Source organism: Priestia sp. AB (assembly GCF_028369225.1).
In the GTDB taxonomy this organism is placed as follows: Bacteria; Bacillota; Bacilli; order Bacillales; family Bacillaceae_H; genus Priestia; species Priestia megaterium.
In genome coordinates this window covers 115,613-135,819 of record NZ_JAQMYN010000001.1, presented here as the reverse complement: position 1 = coordinate 135,819, position 20,207 = coordinate 115,613, and the positions used below count along the sequence as shown (strand labels likewise).

Annotated in this window: 18 protein-coding genes; 4 read left to right on the top strand and 14 right to left on the bottom strand. The window is 38.8% G+C overall.

Annotated features, from left to right (window positions below):
- Positions 1-50 precede the first annotated feature (50 nt).
- From mdh to POF52_RS00650, 4 genes are all read right to left on the bottom strand, one after another.
- Entirely contained in the window at positions 51-989 is a 939-nt protein-coding gene (gene mdh, locus POF52_RS00665) for a malate dehydrogenase (protein ID WP_013085194.1), read from the bottom strand.
- Between the two features lie 28 nt (positions 990-1,017).
- Positions 1,018-2,310: an NADP-dependent isocitrate dehydrogenase gene (icd, locus tag POF52_RS00660; protein ID WP_255255780.1), complete on the bottom strand. Its 1,293-nt coding sequence runs from the start codon at positions 2,308-2,310 to the stop codon at positions 1,018-1,020.
- Between the two features lie 75 nt (positions 2,311-2,385).
- Entirely contained in the window at positions 2,386-3,504 is a 1,119-nt protein-coding gene (gene citZ / locus POF52_RS00655) for a citrate synthase (protein ID WP_013059445.1), read from the bottom strand.
- Between the two features lie 360 nt (positions 3,505-3,864).
- On the bottom strand, positions 3,865-4,326 hold the full coding sequence (locus POF52_RS00650; RefSeq protein WP_013059446.1) for a DUF441 domain-containing protein: 462 nt from the start codon (positions 4,324-4,326) through the stop codon (positions 3,865-3,867).
- A 113-nt stretch (positions 4,327-4,439) separates the two neighbouring features.
- Here POF52_RS00650 and ytvI point away from each other — a divergent pair, with 113 nt between their 5' ends.
- Complete coding sequence (gene ytvI / locus POF52_RS00645) at positions 4,440-5,549, top strand: sporulation integral membrane protein YtvI (RefSeq protein WP_271989132.1); 1,110 nt, start codon at positions 4,440-4,442, stop codon at positions 5,547-5,549.
- Positions 5,550-5,588: 39 nt separating this feature from the next.
- Here ytvI and POF52_RS00640 read toward each other — a convergent pair whose 3' ends face one another.
- The 7 genes from POF52_RS00640 to dnaE form a co-directional block, all read right to left on the bottom strand.
- Positions 5,589-5,981: an FxsA family protein gene (locus POF52_RS00640; RefSeq protein WP_025750656.1), complete on the bottom strand. Its 393-nt coding sequence runs from the start codon at positions 5,979-5,981 to the stop codon at positions 5,589-5,591.
- A gap of 79 nt (positions 5,982-6,060) precedes the next feature.
- The gene (gene pyk, locus POF52_RS00635) at positions 6,061-7,821 is read right to left on the bottom strand and encodes a pyruvate kinase (RefSeq protein ID WP_271989128.1); all 1,761 of its coding nucleotides are present in this window, start codon (positions 7,819-7,821) and stop codon (positions 6,061-6,063) included.
- A gap of 479 nt (positions 7,822-8,300) precedes the next feature.
- On the bottom strand, positions 8,301-9,278 hold the full coding sequence (gene accA / locus POF52_RS00630) for an acetyl-CoA carboxylase carboxyl transferase subunit alpha (RefSeq protein ID WP_013059450.1): 978 nt from the start codon (positions 9,276-9,278) through the stop codon (positions 8,301-8,303).
- Entirely contained in the window at positions 9,272-10,153 is an 882-nt protein-coding gene (gene accD, locus POF52_RS00625) for an acetyl-CoA carboxylase, carboxyltransferase subunit beta (RefSeq protein WP_013059451.1), read from the bottom strand. The genes accA and accD overlap by 7 nt, the downstream gene beginning before the upstream one ends.
- Positions 10,154-10,386: 233 nt before the next feature.
- A complete protein-coding gene (locus tag POF52_RS00620; protein WP_271989124.1) occupies positions 10,387-10,983 on the bottom strand; it encodes a FadR/GntR family transcriptional regulator in 597 nt (198 codons plus the stop codon).
- Positions 10,984-11,062: 79 nt separating this feature from the next.
- Positions 11,063-12,292, bottom strand: a complete 1,230-nt coding sequence (locus tag POF52_RS00615; protein WP_013059453.1) for an NAD(P)-dependent malic enzyme — start codon at positions 12,290-12,292, stop codon at positions 11,063-11,065.
- Between the two features lie 200 nt (positions 12,293-12,492).
- A complete protein-coding gene (gene dnaE / locus POF52_RS00610) occupies positions 12,493-15,843 on the bottom strand; it encodes a DNA polymerase III subunit alpha (RefSeq protein ID WP_271989120.1) in 3,351 nt (1,116 codons plus the stop codon).
- A 141-nt stretch (positions 15,844-15,984) separates the two neighbouring features.
- Here dnaE and POF52_RS00605 point away from each other — a divergent pair, with 141 nt between their 5' ends.
- Together POF52_RS00605 and ytrI are read left to right on the top strand one after the other, a co-directional pair.
- Positions 15,985-16,320: a YtrH family sporulation protein gene (locus POF52_RS00605; RefSeq protein WP_013059455.1), complete on the top strand. Its 336-nt coding sequence runs from the start codon at positions 15,985-15,987 to the stop codon at positions 16,318-16,320.
- On the top strand, positions 16,317-16,835 hold the full coding sequence (ytrI, locus tag POF52_RS00600; protein ID WP_016765717.1) for a sporulation membrane protein YtrI: 519 nt from the start codon (positions 16,317-16,319) through the stop codon (positions 16,833-16,835). Before POF52_RS00605 ends, ytrI begins: the two co-directional genes overlap by 4 nt.
- Before the next feature lie 38 nt (positions 16,836-16,873).
- Here the strand turns inward: ytrI and POF52_RS00595 are convergent, their stop codons facing one another.
- Positions 16,874-17,812 (bottom strand): DHH family phosphoesterase, encoded by a 939-nt coding sequence (locus POF52_RS00595; RefSeq protein ID WP_074893748.1) that lies wholly within the window; start codon positions 17,810-17,812, stop codon positions 16,874-16,876.
- A 251-nt stretch (positions 17,813-18,063) separates the two neighbouring features.
- On the opposite strand from POF52_RS00595, the gene POF52_RS00590 reads away from it, so the two are divergent.
- Positions 18,064-18,360: a YtpI family protein gene (locus POF52_RS00590; protein ID WP_013085203.1), complete on the top strand. Its 297-nt coding sequence runs from the start codon at positions 18,064-18,066 to the stop codon at positions 18,358-18,360.
- Between the two features lie 26 nt (positions 18,361-18,386).
- Here POF52_RS00590 and POF52_RS00585 read toward each other — a convergent pair whose 3' ends face one another.
- Complete coding sequence (locus POF52_RS00585; protein ID WP_013059459.1) at positions 18,387-19,703, bottom strand: CBS domain-containing protein; 1,317 nt, start codon at positions 19,701-19,703, stop codon at positions 18,387-18,389.
- An 81-nt stretch (positions 19,704-19,784) separates the two neighbouring features.
- Entirely contained in the window at positions 19,785-20,021 is a 237-nt protein-coding gene (locus POF52_RS00580) for a hypothetical protein (RefSeq protein ID WP_271989112.1), read from the bottom strand.
- Positions 20,022-20,207: the final 186 nt, after the last annotated feature.

Sequence of the window (20,207 nt, the reverse complement as noted above, 5' to 3'; positions counted from 1 at the left end):
CTATTGTTTGAATATTGATAAAAACCTATACTCAAACCTATTTTATTGTATTAAGCTAATACACCCATGACAGTTTTAACTGATTTTGCTGATTGATCTAAAGAAGCTTTTTCAGAATCAGTCAGTTCTAATTCAATTACCTGCTCAATTCCTGCAGCTCCTAATACGGTTGGAACACCTAAGTAGATCCCGTTATAACCATATTCACCCTCTAGGTAAGCAATCGCTGGTAAAATACGACGCTGATCTTTTAAGATCGCTTCTGTCATTTCCACTAAGGAAGCAGCAGGCGCGTAGTATGCACTTCCGTTACCTAATAAGTTAACGATCTCGCCGCCGCCTTTGCGTGTTCTTTCAACAATTGCTTCAAGACGCGCTTTTGGAATAAGCGTTTCAAGAGGAATACCGCCAGCATATGAGTAGCGTACAAGAGGCACCATATCGTCGCCATGTCCACCAAGTACAAAACCTGTGATATCTTTTACTGAAATGTTTAACTCCTGCGCTACGAACGTACGGAAACGTGCAGAATCTAATACGCCTGATTGACCGATTACGCGGTTTTTAGGAAAACCAGATTCTTTAAATACTGTATACGTCATAGCATCTACCGGGTTTGTTAACACGATGATGTGACAGTTTGGCGAGTATTTAACAACTTCTTGAGTAACAGACTTCATGATTTTTTGGTTCGTTGTTACTAAATCATCGCGACTCATACCTGGCTTGCGCGCGATACCAGCTGTAATAATGACAATGTCAGAATCAGCTGTGTCTTCGTAGTTGGCTGTTCCTGTAATGTTAGCGTCAAATCCTTGTACAGGACTTGCTTCTAACATATCCAGCGCTTTACCTTTAGCTGGATTTTCTAATTGCGGAATATCAACTAATACAACATCAGCTAACTCTTTTTGACCAATTAAAAAAGCAGTTGTAGCTCCTGTAAAGCCCGCTCCGATAACAGATACTTTTTTACGCATATTTGCCATTATAATTCCTCCCCTAAATGAATAGCTATTAAACTGTTACTTGTTTTCCTAGATTGCTAATTAATTCATCAGCGAACTCTGAACACTTCACTTCTGTTGCACCATCCATTAAACGTGCGAAATCATATGTTACTACTTTTGAAGCAATTGTTTTTTCCATTGATTTCATGATTAAATCCGCTGCTTCGTTCCAGCCAAGGTGTTCAAGCATTAACACACCTGATAATAATACAGAAGATGGGTTTACTTTATCTAAACCAGCATATTTAGGTGCTGTACCGTGAGTTGCTTCAAAGATAGCATGTCCAGTTTCATAGTTGATGTTTGCTCCTGGAGCAATTCCGATACCACCAACTTGTGCTGCTAATGCATCTGAAATGTAATCTCCATTCAAATTCATTGTTGCTACTACATCGAATTCACGTGGACGAGTTAAAATTTGTTGTAAGAAGATATCTGCAATTGAATCTTTTACAATAATTTTTCCTGCTGCTTCCGCTTCTGCTTGAGCTTTGTTTGCAGCCTGTGCACCTTCTTTTTCAACGATGCGGTCATATTGAGCCCAAGTAAATACTTTATCGCCGAATTCTTTTTCAGCTAGCTCATAGCCCCAATTTTTAAATGCGCCTTCTGTATATTTCATAATGTTACCTTTGTGTACAAGCGTAACAGACTTGCGGCCTTGTTCAATTGCATAGTTGATTGCTGCACGCACAAGACGCTCTGTTCCTTCAGAAGAAATAGGCTTAATACCTAATCCAGAAGTTTCAGGGAAACGGATTTTATTTACGCCTAATTCCGTTTGTAGGAATGAAACAAGCTTTTGTACTTCTTCAGAACCCTTCGCATATTCAATACCAGCATAAATATCTTCGGTATTTTCACGGAAGATAACCATATCTGTATCTTCAGGGCGCTTAATTGGAGAAGGTACGCCGTCAAAGTAGCGAACAGGACGTAAGCATGTGAATAAGTCTAATTCTTGACGCAATGCCACGTTTAGAGAACGAATTCCACCGCCTACTGGTGTTGTTAATGGTCCTTTGATTGCAATTATGTATTCGCGAATTGCATCTAACGTTTCTTCCGGTAACCATTCGCCAGTTTGATTAAATGCTTTTTCACCTGCTAATACTTCTTTCCAAACGATTTCTTTTTCACCATTGTATGCTTTTGCAACCGCTGCTTCTAATACGCGAGAAGCTGCTGCCCAGATATCCGGGCCAATTCCGTCACCTTCGATAAATGGAATAATTGGGTTATTTGGTACGTTTAACACGCCGTTTGCTACAGAAATTTGTTCACCTTTTGTCATGAGAATGACCTCCTTAAAAAATTTGTCTACTTTCACTTATGGAAAAGTGCTCAACGAACGTGAGCACCTTCGTCACATTGTTTAGCTGCGCTCTTCAAGCGGAATGTACGTTTGTTTTCCAGGACCGATATAATCAGCTCTTGGACGAATCAAACGATTGTTTGAATACTGCTCTAAAATGTGAGCAATCCATCCTGATACGCGGCTTACGGCAAAGATCGGAGTAAATAGATCGTGATCAATCCCTAAGCTGTGGTATACAGAAGCTGAATAGAAATCAACGTTTGGCGGAAGTTTTTTCTCGCCTGTTACGATCTCTTCAATTTTCACTGACATATCGTATAGCGTTGTATCTCCTGCTTGTTTGGTAAGTTTTTCAGACATTTCTTTCAAGTGCTTGGCACGAGGATCACCCTGCTGATACACACGATGTCCAAATCCCATAATCTTTTCTTTTTTCGCGAGCTTTTCGCGAATATAAGGTTCCGCGTTTTCAACTGTTTGAATGTCAGACAACATTTTCATAACAGCTTCATTCGCTCCCCCGTGAAGAGGACCCTTTAACGCTCCAATAGCGGCTGTAATTCCTGAATAAATATCGGATAACGTTGCCACACAGACACGAGCTGTAAAAGTTGAAGCATTTAGCTCATGATCAGCATGTAAGACAAGTGCTTTATCAAATGCCTCTACTTGGATATCAGTTGGCTCTTCGCCGGTTAACATATATAAAAAGTTAGCGGCAATGCTATAGTTTTCGTTTGGTTCAATTGGCTCTAATCCGTTACGGACTCTTGAAAAAGCCGTTACCACCGTTGGTAATTGTGCTTGCAAACGAACAGCTTTGCGATAATTTGCTTCTTCATCCATTAAATCAGCTTCAGGATCGTACAACCCCAATAGTGATACGACTGTTCTTAAAGCTGCCATTGGATGAACATCTTTAATTGGATAAGTTTTGAAATGCTCTAAGACTTCTTGGGGTAATTTAGCGTTTTCTGCTAGTAATCTAGAAAACACAGATAATTCTTCTTTGTTAGGTAATTTTCCGTGCCATAGTAAATACACCACTTCTTCAAATGTTGCATAATTCGCTAAATCATCAATATTGTAGCCTTGATATGTTAAAGTGTCATCAATAATTGAACTTACTGCTGACGTTGTAGCGACTACCCCTTCTAGACCTCGAGTTGCTGTCATAAATCTCCACTCCTTTACAGAAAAAATTCCCCATACCTTTCTGTGTAAAACGTGAAAAACAAAATTGAGCCTCTGCTCAACTAGACATTAAATGATATACGAAGCGCCTCTTTTGAATATATATCTTGGAAGAACATTCCTTCACCCCACGTAAAGAAAATGCTTACATTTCCATTTGTTTCAATAACACACAAAATCAAAACATCTGCATGTGTCATTGCTTTGTTACAGCCCTATAGGTAAAACATACAATTGTATGTAAAAAGATGCGGCCTCAAAATATATTATAAACAATTATCTGACTTTTGTGAATCAAAAGAGAGAAGAAATTTTAAAAAAATTATTATTATACAAAAATTTCTACGAAAAAAGTTCGGTTAATTTCATAAATAAATAAGCGATTCCAGCACCGATTAACGGACCTACTGCTACCCCTTGAAACAGCGCCACAGCAAGAATTGTGCCAAAAACTAAAGCGGTCGTAATATGCGGATCATCTTCCAAGAGTGTAAGTCCATATTTGGCAATAATTGCTACAGCAATTCCGGCTCCTAGAGCAATCCAGGCATACGAAGATTTCACAGCTTCTCCTAATTGTTTGAACCCTATGTCTCCTGTTGCAATTGGCACAAGAACGGCAATTGTAATAACCGTTACTCCAATATTAATTCCTTTTGATTGTAGAAACGGAAAAACCTTACCGTCTAACCCGATTAATTTTAAAATAAGTAAAAATGCAACTGCAATGATTAATGATTGATTTTTAGCCACTAATCCAATTACGAGTAAAACAGCTAAAAAAAGCATGGGTTGTGAGAACATTTTACTCATCCTTTCTTTTTTTATTGTGATAAATCTAAAGCGTATTACGTAAATATTTTATGAGTAGCTTTTTCTTTTGTTGACTATCGTTTACAAGGAGGCCTCTATTTATTGTGTACAAGCTTCATTTACATCGACTATTTCGCTTAGCTTGTGTGTTGGTAATTATTGCAGCATCTATATTTCTTAGTTATTATGTCTCTTCTCTCATATATCCATTTATTATCGCCTGCTGCATCGCTTTTTTTATAAATCCTATGGTTAATCTATTTGAATTGAAGCTGCGTTTACCTCGCTACTTAGCTGTTTTACTGTCAATGGTTCTTATCTTCTCTCTTTTGGCCGGACTTATTACGTTACTTATCACAGAAATCATTGCAGGAAGTACGTATTTAGCGAAAGTTGTTCCCGCAAATTTCAAAGAAGTGGTCATATTTATTGAAAATATTGCTACAGAACAAATACTTCCGTTTTATGAACGCATTACTTCTATGTTTAATAACTTAAATACCGGTCAGCAAGCAACTATTTTATCGAACATTAAAGGGGTAGGCAACCATATCGCTCAAACGGTGGGCGATTTTCTGCAAAATGTATTGCAAAGCATCCCAGTACTTTTATCCGTATTGCCTAATGCAGCTACTGTGATTATTTTTTCATTGCTGGCTACTTTTTTTATTAGTAAAGATTGGTACAAGCTGATGGCTAAAAGCAGCGTGTTTATTCCTAAAAAAGTAAGAGAAAATGGACAGACAGTTGTTCTGGAGCTTAAAAATGCACTGTTTGGATTTATTAAAGCTCAGCTTACGCTTATTTCGATTACCACAATCATCGTTCTTTTTGGTTTACTTGTTCTTAGGGTTGATTATGCTATTACAGTCGCTTTATTGATTGGCCTAGTAGATATTCTTCCTTACCTCGGAACAGGACTGGTTTTTGTTCCTTGGATGATTTATGCCTTTGCCACAGATAACGTGTCATTTGCTGTAGGGCTTTCGGTACTATATGCTGTAGTACTTGTGCAGCGACAAATTATGGAACCAAAAATTTTGTCATCAAGTATTGGTCTTGATCCTCTCGCTACATTAATTTCTTTATTTGTAGGATATCAATTGATTGGATTTTTCGGATTAATAGTTGGCCCTGTGATTCTTGTTATTCTAAAAACACTTCATACAACGGGGGTTTTTAAAGAAACGTGGCAATTTATTATAGGAAAATGAAAAAGTGTGTGAAAGAAGCTTCTTTCACACACTTTCTAGTTAACGAATAATCGTCATTCGATTACGTCCTTGAAAAAATCTTCTTAGCCACGTTAAAAGAAAAGGCTTAACGATTCTGCGTGTAAACGGCAGTAAAAAGATAAAGCCCACAACATCTGTCAAGAAGCCTGGAAACAGCAGAAACAGTCCGCCAAATAGTACACACATACCATCAAGGATTTCACCGCTTGGAACATGTCCCTGGCTCATCTGACGCTGTGCCTTTTGAAAAAGAGATGTTCCTTGTTTTTTCGCTAGAAACGCACCAATAAAACTGGTAGCAATAATCAGTAAAAATGTTGACATTACACCAATGAGATGACTTGAATAAATCAAAATCATTACCTCAACAGCAGGTACAATAAGAAGGAGCGGAAGGAGCTTCCTCACCATCATCACCTCTTCGCTTATTGAATTGCCTAAACAAAAAGAGAAGGATTTCCCTTCTCTTTTTTCTATCATCTACGTGTTCTTACAGTACGCTTGCGTGTCCGTTGTATACGACACCACGTGAAGCATCAACTGTAATATCTTGATCTTCTGAGAATACGCTTGTTGCATTTTCTACGCCTACAATGACAGGAATGCTTAAGTTTAACCCTACTACAGCTGCATGGCTTGTTAGACCGCCTTCTTCTGTAATAAGAGCTCCTGCTTTTTCGATTGCACTGATCATATCACGATCTGTGCTGTTTGTAACAAGGATAGCACCTTCAGTCATTTTTGCATTTGCTTCTTCAGCAGTTTTAGCAATAACTACTTTACCAACTGCTGCTTTACGACCAATTCCTTGTCCTTTAGCAAGAACGTCACCTACAACTTGAACTTTCATTAAGTTCGTTGCACCTGATTCTCCAACTGGAACACCAGCTGTAATAACCACTAAGTCGCCGTGTGCTACAATGCCCGTTTTTACTGCGTCATTTACGGCGTGATCTAACATATCGTCAATTGTATTTACGCGCTCACCAACAACTGGTGTAACACCCCATACTAGAGACAGACGACGTGCAACAGAATCGTTTGCTGCAACAGCTACGATTGGAGATTGCGGACGATATTTAGAAACGATTTTCGCTGTATAACCACTTTCTGTTGGCGCTACGATTGCACTAGCGTTTAAGTTAAGCGCTGTGTGTACAACAGATTGTCCAATTGCATCTGTAATAGATGGGCCAACTTGCTTGCTGCGCTGTTGTAAAATCTCAGAGTAGTTTAGAGCTTGCTCAGCACGAGAAGCGATTGAATGCATTGTTTGTACAGCTTCAACTGGGTAAGAACCCGCAGCTGTTTCACCAGATAACATAATTGCATCTGTACCATCAAAGATAGCATTGGCAACGTCACTTGCTTCCGCACGAGTCGGGCGCGGGTTGCGTTGCATTGAATCAAGCATTTGTGTAGCTGTAATAACTGGTTTACCAAGCGCATTACATTGTTTGATTAGATCTTTTTGTACTAATGGTACTTCTTCAGCAGGAATTTCTACTCCTAAGTCACCACGAGCAACCATTAAACCGTCTGAAACTTCAAGAATTTCCTTGATGTTATCTACGCCTTCTTGGTTTTCGATTTTTGAGATGATTTGAATGTGAGCTGCATTGTGTTTTTCTAGTAGTTCACGAATTTCTAATACATCAGATGCGCGACGCACGAAAGAAGCAGCGATAAAATCAATGCCTTGTTCGATACCGAATACAATATCGCTTGCATCTTTTTCAGTGATACCAGGAAGGTTTACACTTACGTTTGGCACGTTTACACCTTTTTTATTTTTTAATGTACCAGGGTTAAGTACTTTTGTTTTGATTTCACCATCAGTTTTATTGATGTCTAGTACCTCAAGACCGATTAAACCGTCATCTAAAAGGATTTTTGATCCTACGTGTACGTCATCGATTAGACCTGGATATGTAATTGAGAATTTTTCAGTTGTTCCCACTACTTCTGTCATAGAAACAATGATTTCAGAGCCTTCTTCTAACTCAATTGCACCATTTTCCATTGTGTTTGTACGAATTTCAGGTCCTTTTGTATCAAGTAAGATACCTACTGTTTTACCTGTTTGTTTCGCAGCTTCACGAATGTTAACAATACGTGCACCGTGCTCTTCAAAGTCACCGTGAGAGAAGTTTAGACGACAAACGTTTAAGCCTGAGTTAATTAGTTCAACTAATTTTTCTACACTTTCACTCGCTGGTCCAATAGTACATACAATTTTAGTTTTACGCATTCAAATTTCCTCCTATATATTTACTATTTACTCTTTAGATAGGGCAAATAGCTATTTCTTTTACTAACCTTCTACTAGCAGGCTGTGAACAAATATTTTGTTGCCCTGACTTGTTCACCTTGCTTTACGTGTAACTTATGAAATACCTATGTAGCGCTGAATCAAATAGCAAACAAATACACAGCACTTTAACGATGAATTTCTTCATCGTTTGCTTCTTGTTTTACTATTCCCTGCAATTCATACAGCAATACTTGCTGCCTGATTTGTCTTATATATCTCACATTTTAGAGAAAAGACAAACGCTAGCACAGCTGCTAATAACCATAGGAAATTTTTTAAAAACACTCTTTTTCTACTTTTACTTAAAGGTTTTTGCTGTCTATAAAATACCACGAAGAACTTGTAAACACAATAGAGAAGGGCTATACAAACCGCACAAAAACGCGCACCCTTATTTTTCAAGAGTGCACGTTTCTTTATTTTATAGTAATGGCATCGTTTTCAGCTGCAAATTGTCCGATTTTTTTGTATTTTAAATAACGCTCTTCCACTAGCTCTTCTTTTGATAAATTCATCAGCTCTTTTAATGATTTCTTGATAATGCCCTCCATGTATCCAGCTTGTGCATCGATATCTCGGTGAGCTCCGCCTTTTACCTCTGAAACCATTTCATCTACAATACCCAGTTCTTTCAAATCTGGTGCTGTAATCTTCATCGTTTCAGCAGCTTTTTTCGCAAGAGAAGAATCTTTCCAAAGAATGGCTGCCGCTCCTTCTGGAGAAATAACTGAATACGTCGAGTTCTCAAGCATATGAAGGTGATTTCCTAAGCCTAATGCCAAGGCTCCCCCGCTTCCTCCTTCTCCAATTACAATGCAAATAACAGGTACAGTTAAGCCAGCCATTTCGAAAAGGTTTTTCGCAATAGCTTCGCTTTGTCCGCGCTCTTCTGCCGCTTTTCCTGGATAAGCTCCTTTTGTATCAATAAAGCAAATAATTGGGCGGTTAAATTTCTCCGCTTGCTTCATTAGACGCAGTGCTTTACGGTAGCCTTCAGGATGAGGCATACCAAAATTACGGCGAATATTTTCTTTCGTATCTTTACCTCTCTGATGTCCAATCACGGTAACAGGCACGCCATTAAACTTGGCAATTCCTCCTACGATTGCTTCATCATCTCCATAAAAGCGATCTCCATGACACTCTAAAAAGTTTGTAAACAAGCGAGAAATATAATCGAGTGTTGTAGGACGCTCAGGATGACGAGCAATTTGAACACGGTTCCATGGGCTTAGATGGTTGTAAATATCGTTTTCTACTTTTTCTAAGCGATTTTCTAACTTATCAATTTCGCTAGATAAATCCACTTCTGTATTTTTAGCAAACTCTTTAAGCTCTGCAATCTTGTTTCGCAACTCAACAATTGGACGTTCAAATTCTAATTCACTTACCACTCGATGTCACCTCCTGCTACGTGTATATCTAAAATAGTTGTTAACGTTTCTTTTAAATCATGACGATCAATAACTCCGTCTAGCTGACCATGCTTCAACAGAAATTCCGACGTCTGAAAATCTTCTGGAAGCTCTTCTCTAATTGTTTGTTCAATAATACGTCTTCCAGCAAAGCCAATTAACGCGCCCGGCTCGGCTAAATTATAATCACCTAACGAAGCAAAGCTTGCTGACACGCCTCCTGTAGTAGGATGTGTCATAATCGAAATGATTAAGCCGCCTTCATCACTGAACATTTTAAGAGCTGCGCTAGTTTTAGCCATTTGCATCAAGCTCAGAACACCTTCTTGCATACGTGCACCGCCTGAAGCTGTGAAAATAAGGAATGGAACATGCATTTCCTTCGCTTTTTCAATGGCGCGAGTAATTTTCTCGCCGACTACAGAACCCATGCTTCCCATACGGAAGTGTGAATCCATAACAGCAACTACTACTTTAATGCCTTCAATATCTCCTTCACCCGTAACAATCGCTTCACTTAAATTAGTTTTCTCACGATCTTTTTCGAGCTTTTCAAGATAATCAGGGAACCCAAGAGGATTTTCTGACGTCATATCTTTGTCGTATTCAACAAACGTTCCGCTGTCGATTAAGCTTTCGATACGCTCTGGTGCTGTCATTTGGTGATGATATCCACAGTTTAAGCATACTTTTAAGTTTTTATTTAATTCTTTCGTATACATTATTTTTTTACACTTTTTACACTTGGTCATAATTCCTTCAGGTACATCTTGTCTCATATGCTCAGAAGGAATCGTAGCATATTTTCGTTTTTTTGGAGTTTTTGTGTTTTTTGTAAATAAATCTCGTAACAAGGTGTAACCTCCTTTTGGTTCTTTTCTTTATCATAAGAACCTTTATTCTTCCTCTTCTTCTACTATTTACAAGTTGTGAAAATCCGCCTCAAATACAAATCAAGTGACGGATAGACAAAAATTGGACGAATTGTTCGCTTCACTTTATTAGTTGCTATTTACTTTACTAGATGACTGTTTGATTTTGTGTAGAAAGATGGCATGTCTCTTTCGACAAATTCCTTCTTTCACACTTATTTGTAGCACTGATGGTGAAGATTTAATACAGCTGCTTCATCTTTTTTAGCTAACGCCTCTACTAATTCACTTATCAGAATGTCGCTTGGCGCTGAGTTTTGTTGAAAAGTTTGAGAAAAACGGCAAATAATCAGCCAGATTCGGTGTAATAGCCGATTAGGCTGCAAAGAAAACAAATAGTCAAACAAGTTCTTCAAACAATCGTCATTCTGCTTTTGAATTGCTTTCGAAACATTGATTTCGTCCTGTTCCGCTAAAACAAAATACAAACAGCTCTTTTCAAGAATATATCTAGTCTGAATTAAATCTGATTTTGTTTTACCGTCTTGTACTAAAAAAGTAGCTAATAAATCAATAAATTGATGATCCCCTACTTCTTTAATAAACGTACCTTCACCTCTTCTAGTTTCAATCAACCCAATTAGCTCTAACGCTCTGAGCGCTTCTCGAACGGAAGAACGTCCTGCGCCTAACCGTTCAGAAAGCTCTCGTTCTGACGGGATTTTATCCCCCGTAGTTAAACGATCGTCTTCCATTAGCTGGCGAATTTGTTTTAGAATTTCTACATATACTTTTGAACGTTCATTCTTCAAGTTTACTACCACTCACTTTACATTACTTTAACAGGCATGCTTGAAGCATCATGCCTGTCAAAGAACAGTTGATGTAACCTTATTCAATAATCGCTAAGCGACGTGTGTTTTCAGCTACGGCTTCTGGCTTTACCTTTATCCGGGCAACGCCTGTTTCCATAGCTGCTTTTGCAACAGCGGCGGCTACTGCGGGAGCCACTCGTGCATCAAATGGACCTGGAATCACATAGTCTGTATTCAAGTCCTCTTCCGTAATTAAATTAGCAATGGCCTCAACTGCAGCCATTTTCATTTTTTCATTAATATGAGTAGCACGTACATCTAGTGCACCTCGGAATATCCCCGGAAACGCTAAGACATTGTTCACTTGATTAGGAAAATCAGAACGTCCGGTGCCGATTACTTTCGCGCCAGCTTTTTTAGCTTCTTCTGGCATAATTTCAGGCACCGGATTTGCCATTGCAAAAATGATTGGGTCTGGATTCATCTTTCCAATCATCTCCGGTGTGAGTGCTCCTTCAACCGAAACTCCAATAAATACGTCAGCTTCTTCTAAGGCATCAGCTAACGTACCTTCTACTTTGCTTCGATTTGTATAGGCTGCAACTTCATCTTTTATACGGTTCATGCCGTGAGGACGCTTGTCATAAATCGTTCCTTTGGAATCACACATAATGATATCGCGCACTCCATAGCTGTATAATAATTTAATAATAGCAATGCCAGCAGCTCCTGCTCCATTCGCTACCACTTTGATTTGTGACATTTTTCTTCCTGTCAGCTTCAGGGCATTAAGAAGGCCCGCTACCGTAACAATAGCCGTCCCGTGCTGATCATCATGAAAAACCGGGATATTTGTTTCCTTTTTCAACCGCTCTTCAATTTCAAAACAGTTAGGAGCCGCAATATCTTCTAAATTAACGCCTCCAAAAGTAGGTTCTAGCAATTTAACAGTTTCTATAATTTTGTCCACATCTGTCGTGTTTAAACAAATTGGGAATGCATCTACGCCGGCAAAACTTTTAAAAAGGACAGCTTTCCCTTCCATTACTGGCAGAGCAGCTTCAGGACCTATATTGCCCAAGCCCAATACGGCAGTGCCATCAGATACAACAGCTACCATATTTCCTTTCATCGTATATTCATATACATTGTTTACATCATCATATATTTCTTTGCAAGGTTCTGCTACACCAGGGGAATAAGCAAGGCTTAAATCCTCTGCGTTTCGAACAGGAATTTTGGACTTTGATTCTAGTTTACCTTTGTTAATGCGGTGCATATGCAATGCTTCTTCACGTAAAGACAATGAATTTCACTCCCAATAAACAAAATGATAACAAATACTGCGCCTGAACCATGTTCTTTCCCACACTCATATGATGTTATAAATCCAATTGCATTTCATTTCAAGAAAAACGCATCTAATTCGTATATTTCATAAAAAACGGTGGTCAGACCACTTTTTTAACTATTTTACCATATAACATCACATGAAATCTGTAAAGACTATATCTTCTTGAACACAACGTGCTTCTCTCCTAGCATTGCTTTTAAAGTTTTTATTAACTCGTCGCTTCGTTCAATAGAATAGTGAACGGGAAGCTTGACCAATTGACTTTCTGCCTCATAATAAATTTTCACGGGAATTTTCCCTCTATGAGACTGAAAGTGCTGGTAAATAGTATGAAGCAGCTTTTCTGTACCTTGCTTTGTTTCTATACGTAAGTATAATTCTTCTGACGGTAGTTTTTGAACCGCCTCGCTAGCAGCTTCAGCACGTTGACAAACAATTTGCTGCTGCCCATTTCTTTCATCTATCTTTCCCTGTATCAGTAAAACCGTACCTTGTTCAAACAGCAGACGATTCTGCTCAAATACGCGGGGAAACGCAACAACTTCTCCTTCTCCACTTTCATCCGTGATGCGTAAAAAGGCCATTTGCTCTCCTTTTTTCGTTCGAATGACGCGAATTTCCAACACAAATACTAAAAGAGAGACCGCTTTTCCTGAAGCGTATTCTTTCATATCGTGAAGAGAAACAACAGAATAAAAGGAATTCAGTGCTTCATACTGAGAAGCAGGGTGGCTTGATAAATAAAAACCTAGCATATCTTTTTCATACTGAAGCCGATCTTCTATTTTCAGTTCCTCTTTTTCCATATATTTAGGTTTTAACGAAAATTCATCTCCAAATCCAAAGTCATCATCTGGGAGTACCAAGCTTGCATGTTCAATCGCTACATCAATCGTTGCTAATAAAGTAGCTCGATTTTCTCCGAACTCATCAAAGCCTCCAGATAGAATCAAAGCTTCAAGCCCCTTTTTATTCACGGCTTTTTGTGAAACACGGGCACAAAAATCAAATAAGTCTTCAAATCTTTTTTTCTTTCGCTCTTCTGTTATTTCCTGCATAGCTGCTGCACCAATATGTTTAATCGCTGCAAGGCTATACCTTATACTTTCACCTTCTACGTTAAACGAATACATGCTCTTGTTAATAGAAGGTGGGAGAACTTGTATTTTTTTTCTTTTTAGTTCATTAATATATTGAGCAATTTTCCCTTCATTTCCAATAACGCTCGTTAGTAAAGCTGAAAAGAACTGCAGCGGGTAATGTGCTTTCAAATAAGCTAACTGATAGGCTACCATACTGTAAGCAACAGCATGACTTCGGTTGAAGCCATAATCAGCAAAACGCACAATAAGGTCATACACTCGATTAGCAACGGATAGGTCATACCCTTTCTTCTTGCTTCCTTGGATAAAATGAGCTCGTTCACGATCCAGCACTGCCCGTTCTTTTTTACTAACTGCTCTTCTCAACAAATCTGCTTCTCCAAGAGAAAAACCGGCCATTTTTGAAGCAATCTGCATAATTTGCTCTTGATACACGATAACGCCGTGCGTGGATTGTAAAATGCCTTTAAGCGTAGGATGATCATATATTACCTTCACCACTCCATGCTTGCGCTTAATATAGGTTGGAATATTTTCCATCGGACCAGGTCTATACAGCGCGTTAACTGCTACAATATCTTCTAGCTCTGTAGGTTTTAATTGCTGAAGCACTCTTCTCATTCCATCTGACTCTAGCTGAAAAATACCGGTCGTATCCCCTTTGCTCAGCAGTTCAAAAGTTTTCTGATCGTTAAATGGTATATGAGACAGTGACAGCTTTCGATTCATATCCCGCTCAATTTTCTTTAAAATATGATCTAAAATGGTTAAGTTGCGCAAACCTAAAAAGTCCATTTTCAAAAGCCCAACGTCTTGCAGAGCTTCCATTGGATATTGAGTCAGATATACATCGTCATGTCCTTCTTGTACAGCTACAGATTGCGTCAGCGGCTTCTCACTAATCACAACGCCTGCTGCATGCGTAGAAGTATGCCTTGGCAGTCCTTCTATCTTCATGGCAATGTTATACCATTGTTTTCTGGCTTCATTTTCAGATAAATAGTCTTGAAGAACTCTTGAATCACGAAGAGCGCTTTTCAACGTTGTACCTGGTTTAGTTGGAATGGCTTTGGACATTTTGTTTAGCGCTTCTTGATCAAATCCCATCACTCTCCCTACATCACGTACGGCTGCTTTAGCTGCTAGTGTTCCAAATGTAATGATTTGAGCTACATGCAGCCCTCCATATTTTTGCGCCACATACTGAATGACTTGATCTCGTTTGTTATCAGGAAAATCAATATCAATATCAGGCATCGAAATACGTTCAGGGTTTAAAAAGCGCTCAAATAAAAGCTGATGCTGAATTGGATCAACATTTGTAATTCGCAAGGCGTATGAGACCAGTGAGCCTGCCGCTGAACCTCGGCCTGGGCCCGTTAAAATACCGTGTTCATGAGCATAATTCATAAAATCCCATACGATAAGAAAGTAATCACTAAAGCGCATATTTTCAATAATGTTTAGCTCATAATCCAAGCGTTCCTCATATTGTTCCGTGATCACTTGAACTCTTTCTTGCAATCCTTTTTCGCAGAGAGTGCGCAAGTAGGTTGATGATGTAACAGACGGGGGAACAGGATATTTTGGAATGGACATTACGCCTAGAGAAATTTCGAGCTCGCATCGTCTTGCGATTTTTATACTTTCTTCTATTAAAAAATGCTGGTCATGAAAGAGATCTTCCATTTCATCAGGTGATTTGAAATAGTACTCGCTGCTCTTACTTTTTACCTCTTCATCGCTATGTAATTTCTCTCCGTCTCGAATAGCTGCTAAACACTCATACGCATCCCGATCTTCTTTTTTTAAATATTTCACTTGATTCGTCGCAACAAGCGGAATATTTTCTTCAGCAGCAAGTTCTGTTAACTGCTGATTTATAAAAGCTTCATCCTGTCCGTGGCGCTGTATCGATATATACAAAGACTGCGAATATACTTTTTTAAAGAATTGAAGCACTCGCTTAGCATCTTGAAGTTTGTTTTCTGCTAGCAGGGTTTCAACTTCTCCAGTTACACCGGGTGTAATAGCAATCAACCCTCCGCTGTAATGATGGAGCCATTTTTTATTTACACCGTGTTTTTCCTTGGTTTGAACTAAACTGCTTAGTTTTAATAGATTTTCATATCCCTTATCATTTTCCGCTAACAAAACTAAAGGGTACGCTCGCTCGCTTTCTTCATGTTCTAGGATTGATAATGTGAGCCCAATAATTGGCTTGATCCCCGCTTTCACGCAGGCTTTATAAAAAGGAATGACTCCGTACATCACGTTTTCATCAGTCAAAGCAATCGCTTCATAGTTCATTTTCTTAGCTGTTTCTACAAGTTCATTAATACGAACGGAACTGCTTAATAAGCTATAAGAACTTTGAAGCTGCAAGTGAACAAAAGGCACAGGACTTCCCACCTTTCTTTAATTCTTTATTCTTATTATAAATTTTGTTGCCGGCGTAGACAAATTACATAACTCTGAGCGTTTGTCCATATATATGTAGGAAGCGTGATTCATTGATAAAATAGTAAAGGAGGACACGTCATGACAAAAGAGCCTTTTATGTCTCTTTTCATTTGGAGTTACTTCACTTCATTAGGTATTATTTTAGGCGGTTCATTAATTGGAGCATTTGCGGGGTTTTTAATTGGCAAATCTCCTTTATACGTCATGCATACCCTCAGCAATAGTTTGAAAATCTGGGCAATTGTCGGAGCAATTGGAGGAACATTTGATACGTTTTACAGCTTTGAGCGAGGACTCTTTGAAGGAGCCACAAAAGATGTATTCAAACAAATCCTTTTAATTCTATCCGCTATGGGAGGAGCTCAGACCGGGGCTCTTATCATCAAGTGGTTAACTCAGGAGCATTTTGTATGAGGGTACCCAGCGAGCGAATGTTCAAGCGCTCCGACTGGCAGCGTTTTTTTGCCGGCATAGTCATTGGAGCAATTGTTAGCTGGGGGGTGTTTTTAACGATTTATGGCGTTTCAAGAGATAGAGAGCTAGAAGAAATTCGAATTGCTAATGATAAGCTAGAAAAAGCAAATTTGCAAATTAGCGCATGGCAAGAAGATGTAAAAGCATTAAACAAGGAAATGAAGCAGCATTTAATTATTCAGAATGTGAAAGTAAAATTAGTAAACGGCAATCGTTATAAAGTAAACTCTGTGGTTGAATACAACATTCAAAAAAGCGTGGACAAAGAAGCACAGCACTTAATTGCCCAAGATATTGAAAGTGCATATCGAAGCAGGGATATCTTAAAAAAAGCAATTGAAAATAAAAAATACGAATTCGATAAAACGATTTATGAAGTTGAAGTTCATCAAATTTATTTTTATACAACGCTTTCGATTGAAGTTCGAATTAAAAAGATGGAAAAAGTACTATAAAAAGCCGCTGATTTAAAATCAACGGCTTATTTTACAGATTACTCCTGACTGCAGAGCTCTTCTAAATCAAGTAGTAAAGGCTCTACTTCTTCCCATGAATAAATGGAAGCGCCGGACGCAAGAGGATGGCCTCCTCCGTTGTATTTTCTAGCAATTGTATTAATGACAAGCTCTTTTGAACGAAGACGAACACGAATTTGATTTTCTTCTTCCACAAAAAACACCCACGTTTTTACTCCATCAATTTGCCCTAACGAACCGACTAGCTGAGAGGCATCAGCTGGTGTCACATCATATTTTCGAAGAATTTCATTCGGAATTTTCATATGAGCCACTCCTGCTGGAGACATCGTAAAGTTTTGCAGCACATATCCGTGTAAGTGAGCGACGTTTTCTTTTGTTTTGTATAACTGATCATATACATCTTTAAAATTGAAACCATATTGAATCAATTCACTTGCATAGCAAAACGTTTTCGGCTTTGTATTTGGAAATAAAAATCGACCCGTATCTCCAACGATACCGCTGAAGATCAGCTTTGCTCCTTCATCATTCAGAGATAATCCCTTTTCTTTTCCTTCCAAGTAAAATTCATAAATCATTTCGCTTGTTGAAGAAGCAGACGTCTCAACCCAAAGCAAATCACCGTAAGGAGTTTGGTTTGGATGGTGATCAATTTTAATGACCATTTTTCCATTTACGTAGCGCTGATCTGATACTCGTGCTTCATTAGCCGTATCACAAACGATGACAAGCGCATCCTCGTAGGTGTCATCAGCGATGTCATCCATCCGGTATAAAAATTTTAATGACTCCGCTTCTTCTCCCGTTACGTATACCTTCTTCTCTGGAAAAGATGTTTTTAACAATTCCGCTAATCCGCACTGAGATCCGTATGCATCTGGATCTGGACGAATGTGCCGGTGAATAATGATGGTGTCAAACTGCTTAATAGCTTCTAATATTTGTGCTTTCATTTTCTCTCTCCTGTCAATACTGTTCTTGTTTTATGTACGTACCACATGCACTTACATTTCCGCAGCGCTGTATCCATATTATTTATTAAATCATATCTCTTCTCTTTTTTGAAAGAAGAATCAATCAATAGTAGAATTTTCTGTCATCTGCCTGTAAAATAATAGATACTACTGTAAACACTTTCAACACTACGCATTACTAACATCTAGAAACATTATGGATAGAAATACACCGGACTGGAGGGGCGTCTGTGCCATTTTTTATGATTTTAATCGTTGTGTCCTTTGTTTTCTACATGTATTTAAAAGTAAAATACGTACGTTCGAAACGCCCAATGGAACGAAAGTGGATTTCCGCTAAGTCGAGTATTTGTCTTGGCTCTTTTGTATTATTTTTTGGAATCAATCAATGGTTTATTTACGAAACAAGCCTTTCGCTTATCATCGGCATACTATTTGTATTATTCGGTTCAGGCAGCATATTAGCAGGTATCAAAGCTTACAAGTACTATCAGCCTTATGCAATAAAAGAAGCTGGTCAAATGTAAAAGAAGCTGCAAAGCAGCTTCTTTTTTTATACTCTTTCCAATAACTGAGCCATCATCATCGCTTTCCCTACTACAACCCCGGCATTGTAGACTTCTACATCTAATTTAGCAAACTTCCGACCAAGTTCTAATAGCTTAGGGCGAATTTCAATTACGCTTTCAATTTGAACTGGCTTAATAAAATAAACGGTGATGTTTTCAATAACCAAATCACCTTTTTTATATAAGCGAAGAACACGATTGGCGGCTTCCGTTACAATAGTAGTGAAAACTCCGTATGAAATAGTCCCCATATAATTCGTCATTTGCGGCGTTACTTCACAGCGATACACCGGTGCTTCTTTTGTCTCTTGCACGTCCATAAATTGATTGGTTACAATGTCGTCAATAGTTTCTCCTACCTGCGGTTGACGCTGAATCATTTGCAGCGCCTTTAAAACATCTTGACGGCTGATAATGCCCTCTAGCCGGTGGTAATCATCCACTACAGGCAGCACTTCAATCCCTTCCCATACCATCATATGCGCAGAAGAAGCGACCGATGTTTTCCCGTGAACCGTCATCGGATTTTTCGTCATTACTTTTTCAATTGAAGTAGAAAGGTCATATCCAATAACATCTTTTGAGGTGACCATACCGTGAACTTTCATATGCTGATCCACTACAGGAAAACGACTGTGGTGAGTCTTATCGTTACATTCATGCCATTTTTCAATCGTATCGGTTAACTGCAAGCTAACCGCTTCAGAGATAGGTGTTAAAATATCCTCTACAAGCACAATTTCTTTTTTTATCAGCTGATCATAAATAGCACGATTAATCATCGTTGCAACTGTAAACGTATCATAGCTCGTTGAAATAATAGGAAGCTTAAGATCATCCGCAAGCTTCTTAACCCATTCTTCCGTATCAAAGCCGCCCGTAATTAACACGGCTGCTCCTGCTTCAAGAGCTAATTCATGAGCGTTTACTCGATTCCCTACGATAAGAAGGTTTCCGGCCTCGGTATATCTCATCATAGCATCAAGCTTCATCGCTCCAATAACAAACTTGTTTAACGTTTTATGCAAACCTTCACGTCCGCCCAGCACTTGTCCATCCACGATGTTTACTACTTCAGCAAACGTGAGCTTTTCAATGTTTTCTTTCTTCTTTCGTTCAATTCGAATGGTCCCAACTCGTTCAATCGTTGAAACATATCCTTTATTTTCCGCGTCTTTTATTGCTCGGTACGCCGTGCCTTCACTGACATTCAGTTCTTTGGCAATTTGGCGCACTGAAATTTTTTCACCAATTGGAAGCGAATCGATATACTGTAAAATTTGCTCATGTTTTGTCGCCACGTGTACTTCACCCTTCTAAAACGTTTTTACGTTTCATATGTCTTTTCTTTTATTATACGGGGGAAGTGAAATGGATTCAATCTAACCTCTTTGACGCAAAGGCTTTCTCGCACTATTTTTTTGAATACCTGCCTTCTTGCGGCGCGGTGCATAAAGCAGTGATGACAAATTGCCTCCGGCTACAAAAAGAGCAAAGGTAAGCCAGCTTATGCTAAAAACCCCTTGCAAACTCGAAGTTGTTAACTCTAAGTGCGGCATTGCATAGTAAAGCATCACTCCGCATAATAAAAGCGATAAAATAACTCGATTTTTTTCCATAGCTCTCCCTCCTTATTATTACTATCGTATGCAGGGAAGTAAAAAAAGCAGAACGTTTCTTTACAAATAAAAAGAGATTAAGACATAACTGCATCGATTCAATCTAAAGACGAACAAATGTGAGACATGAGCTGAACCGCTTGTGACACCGCAGTTGATTTGCGTGCAAGACTTCGCTTTTGGCGG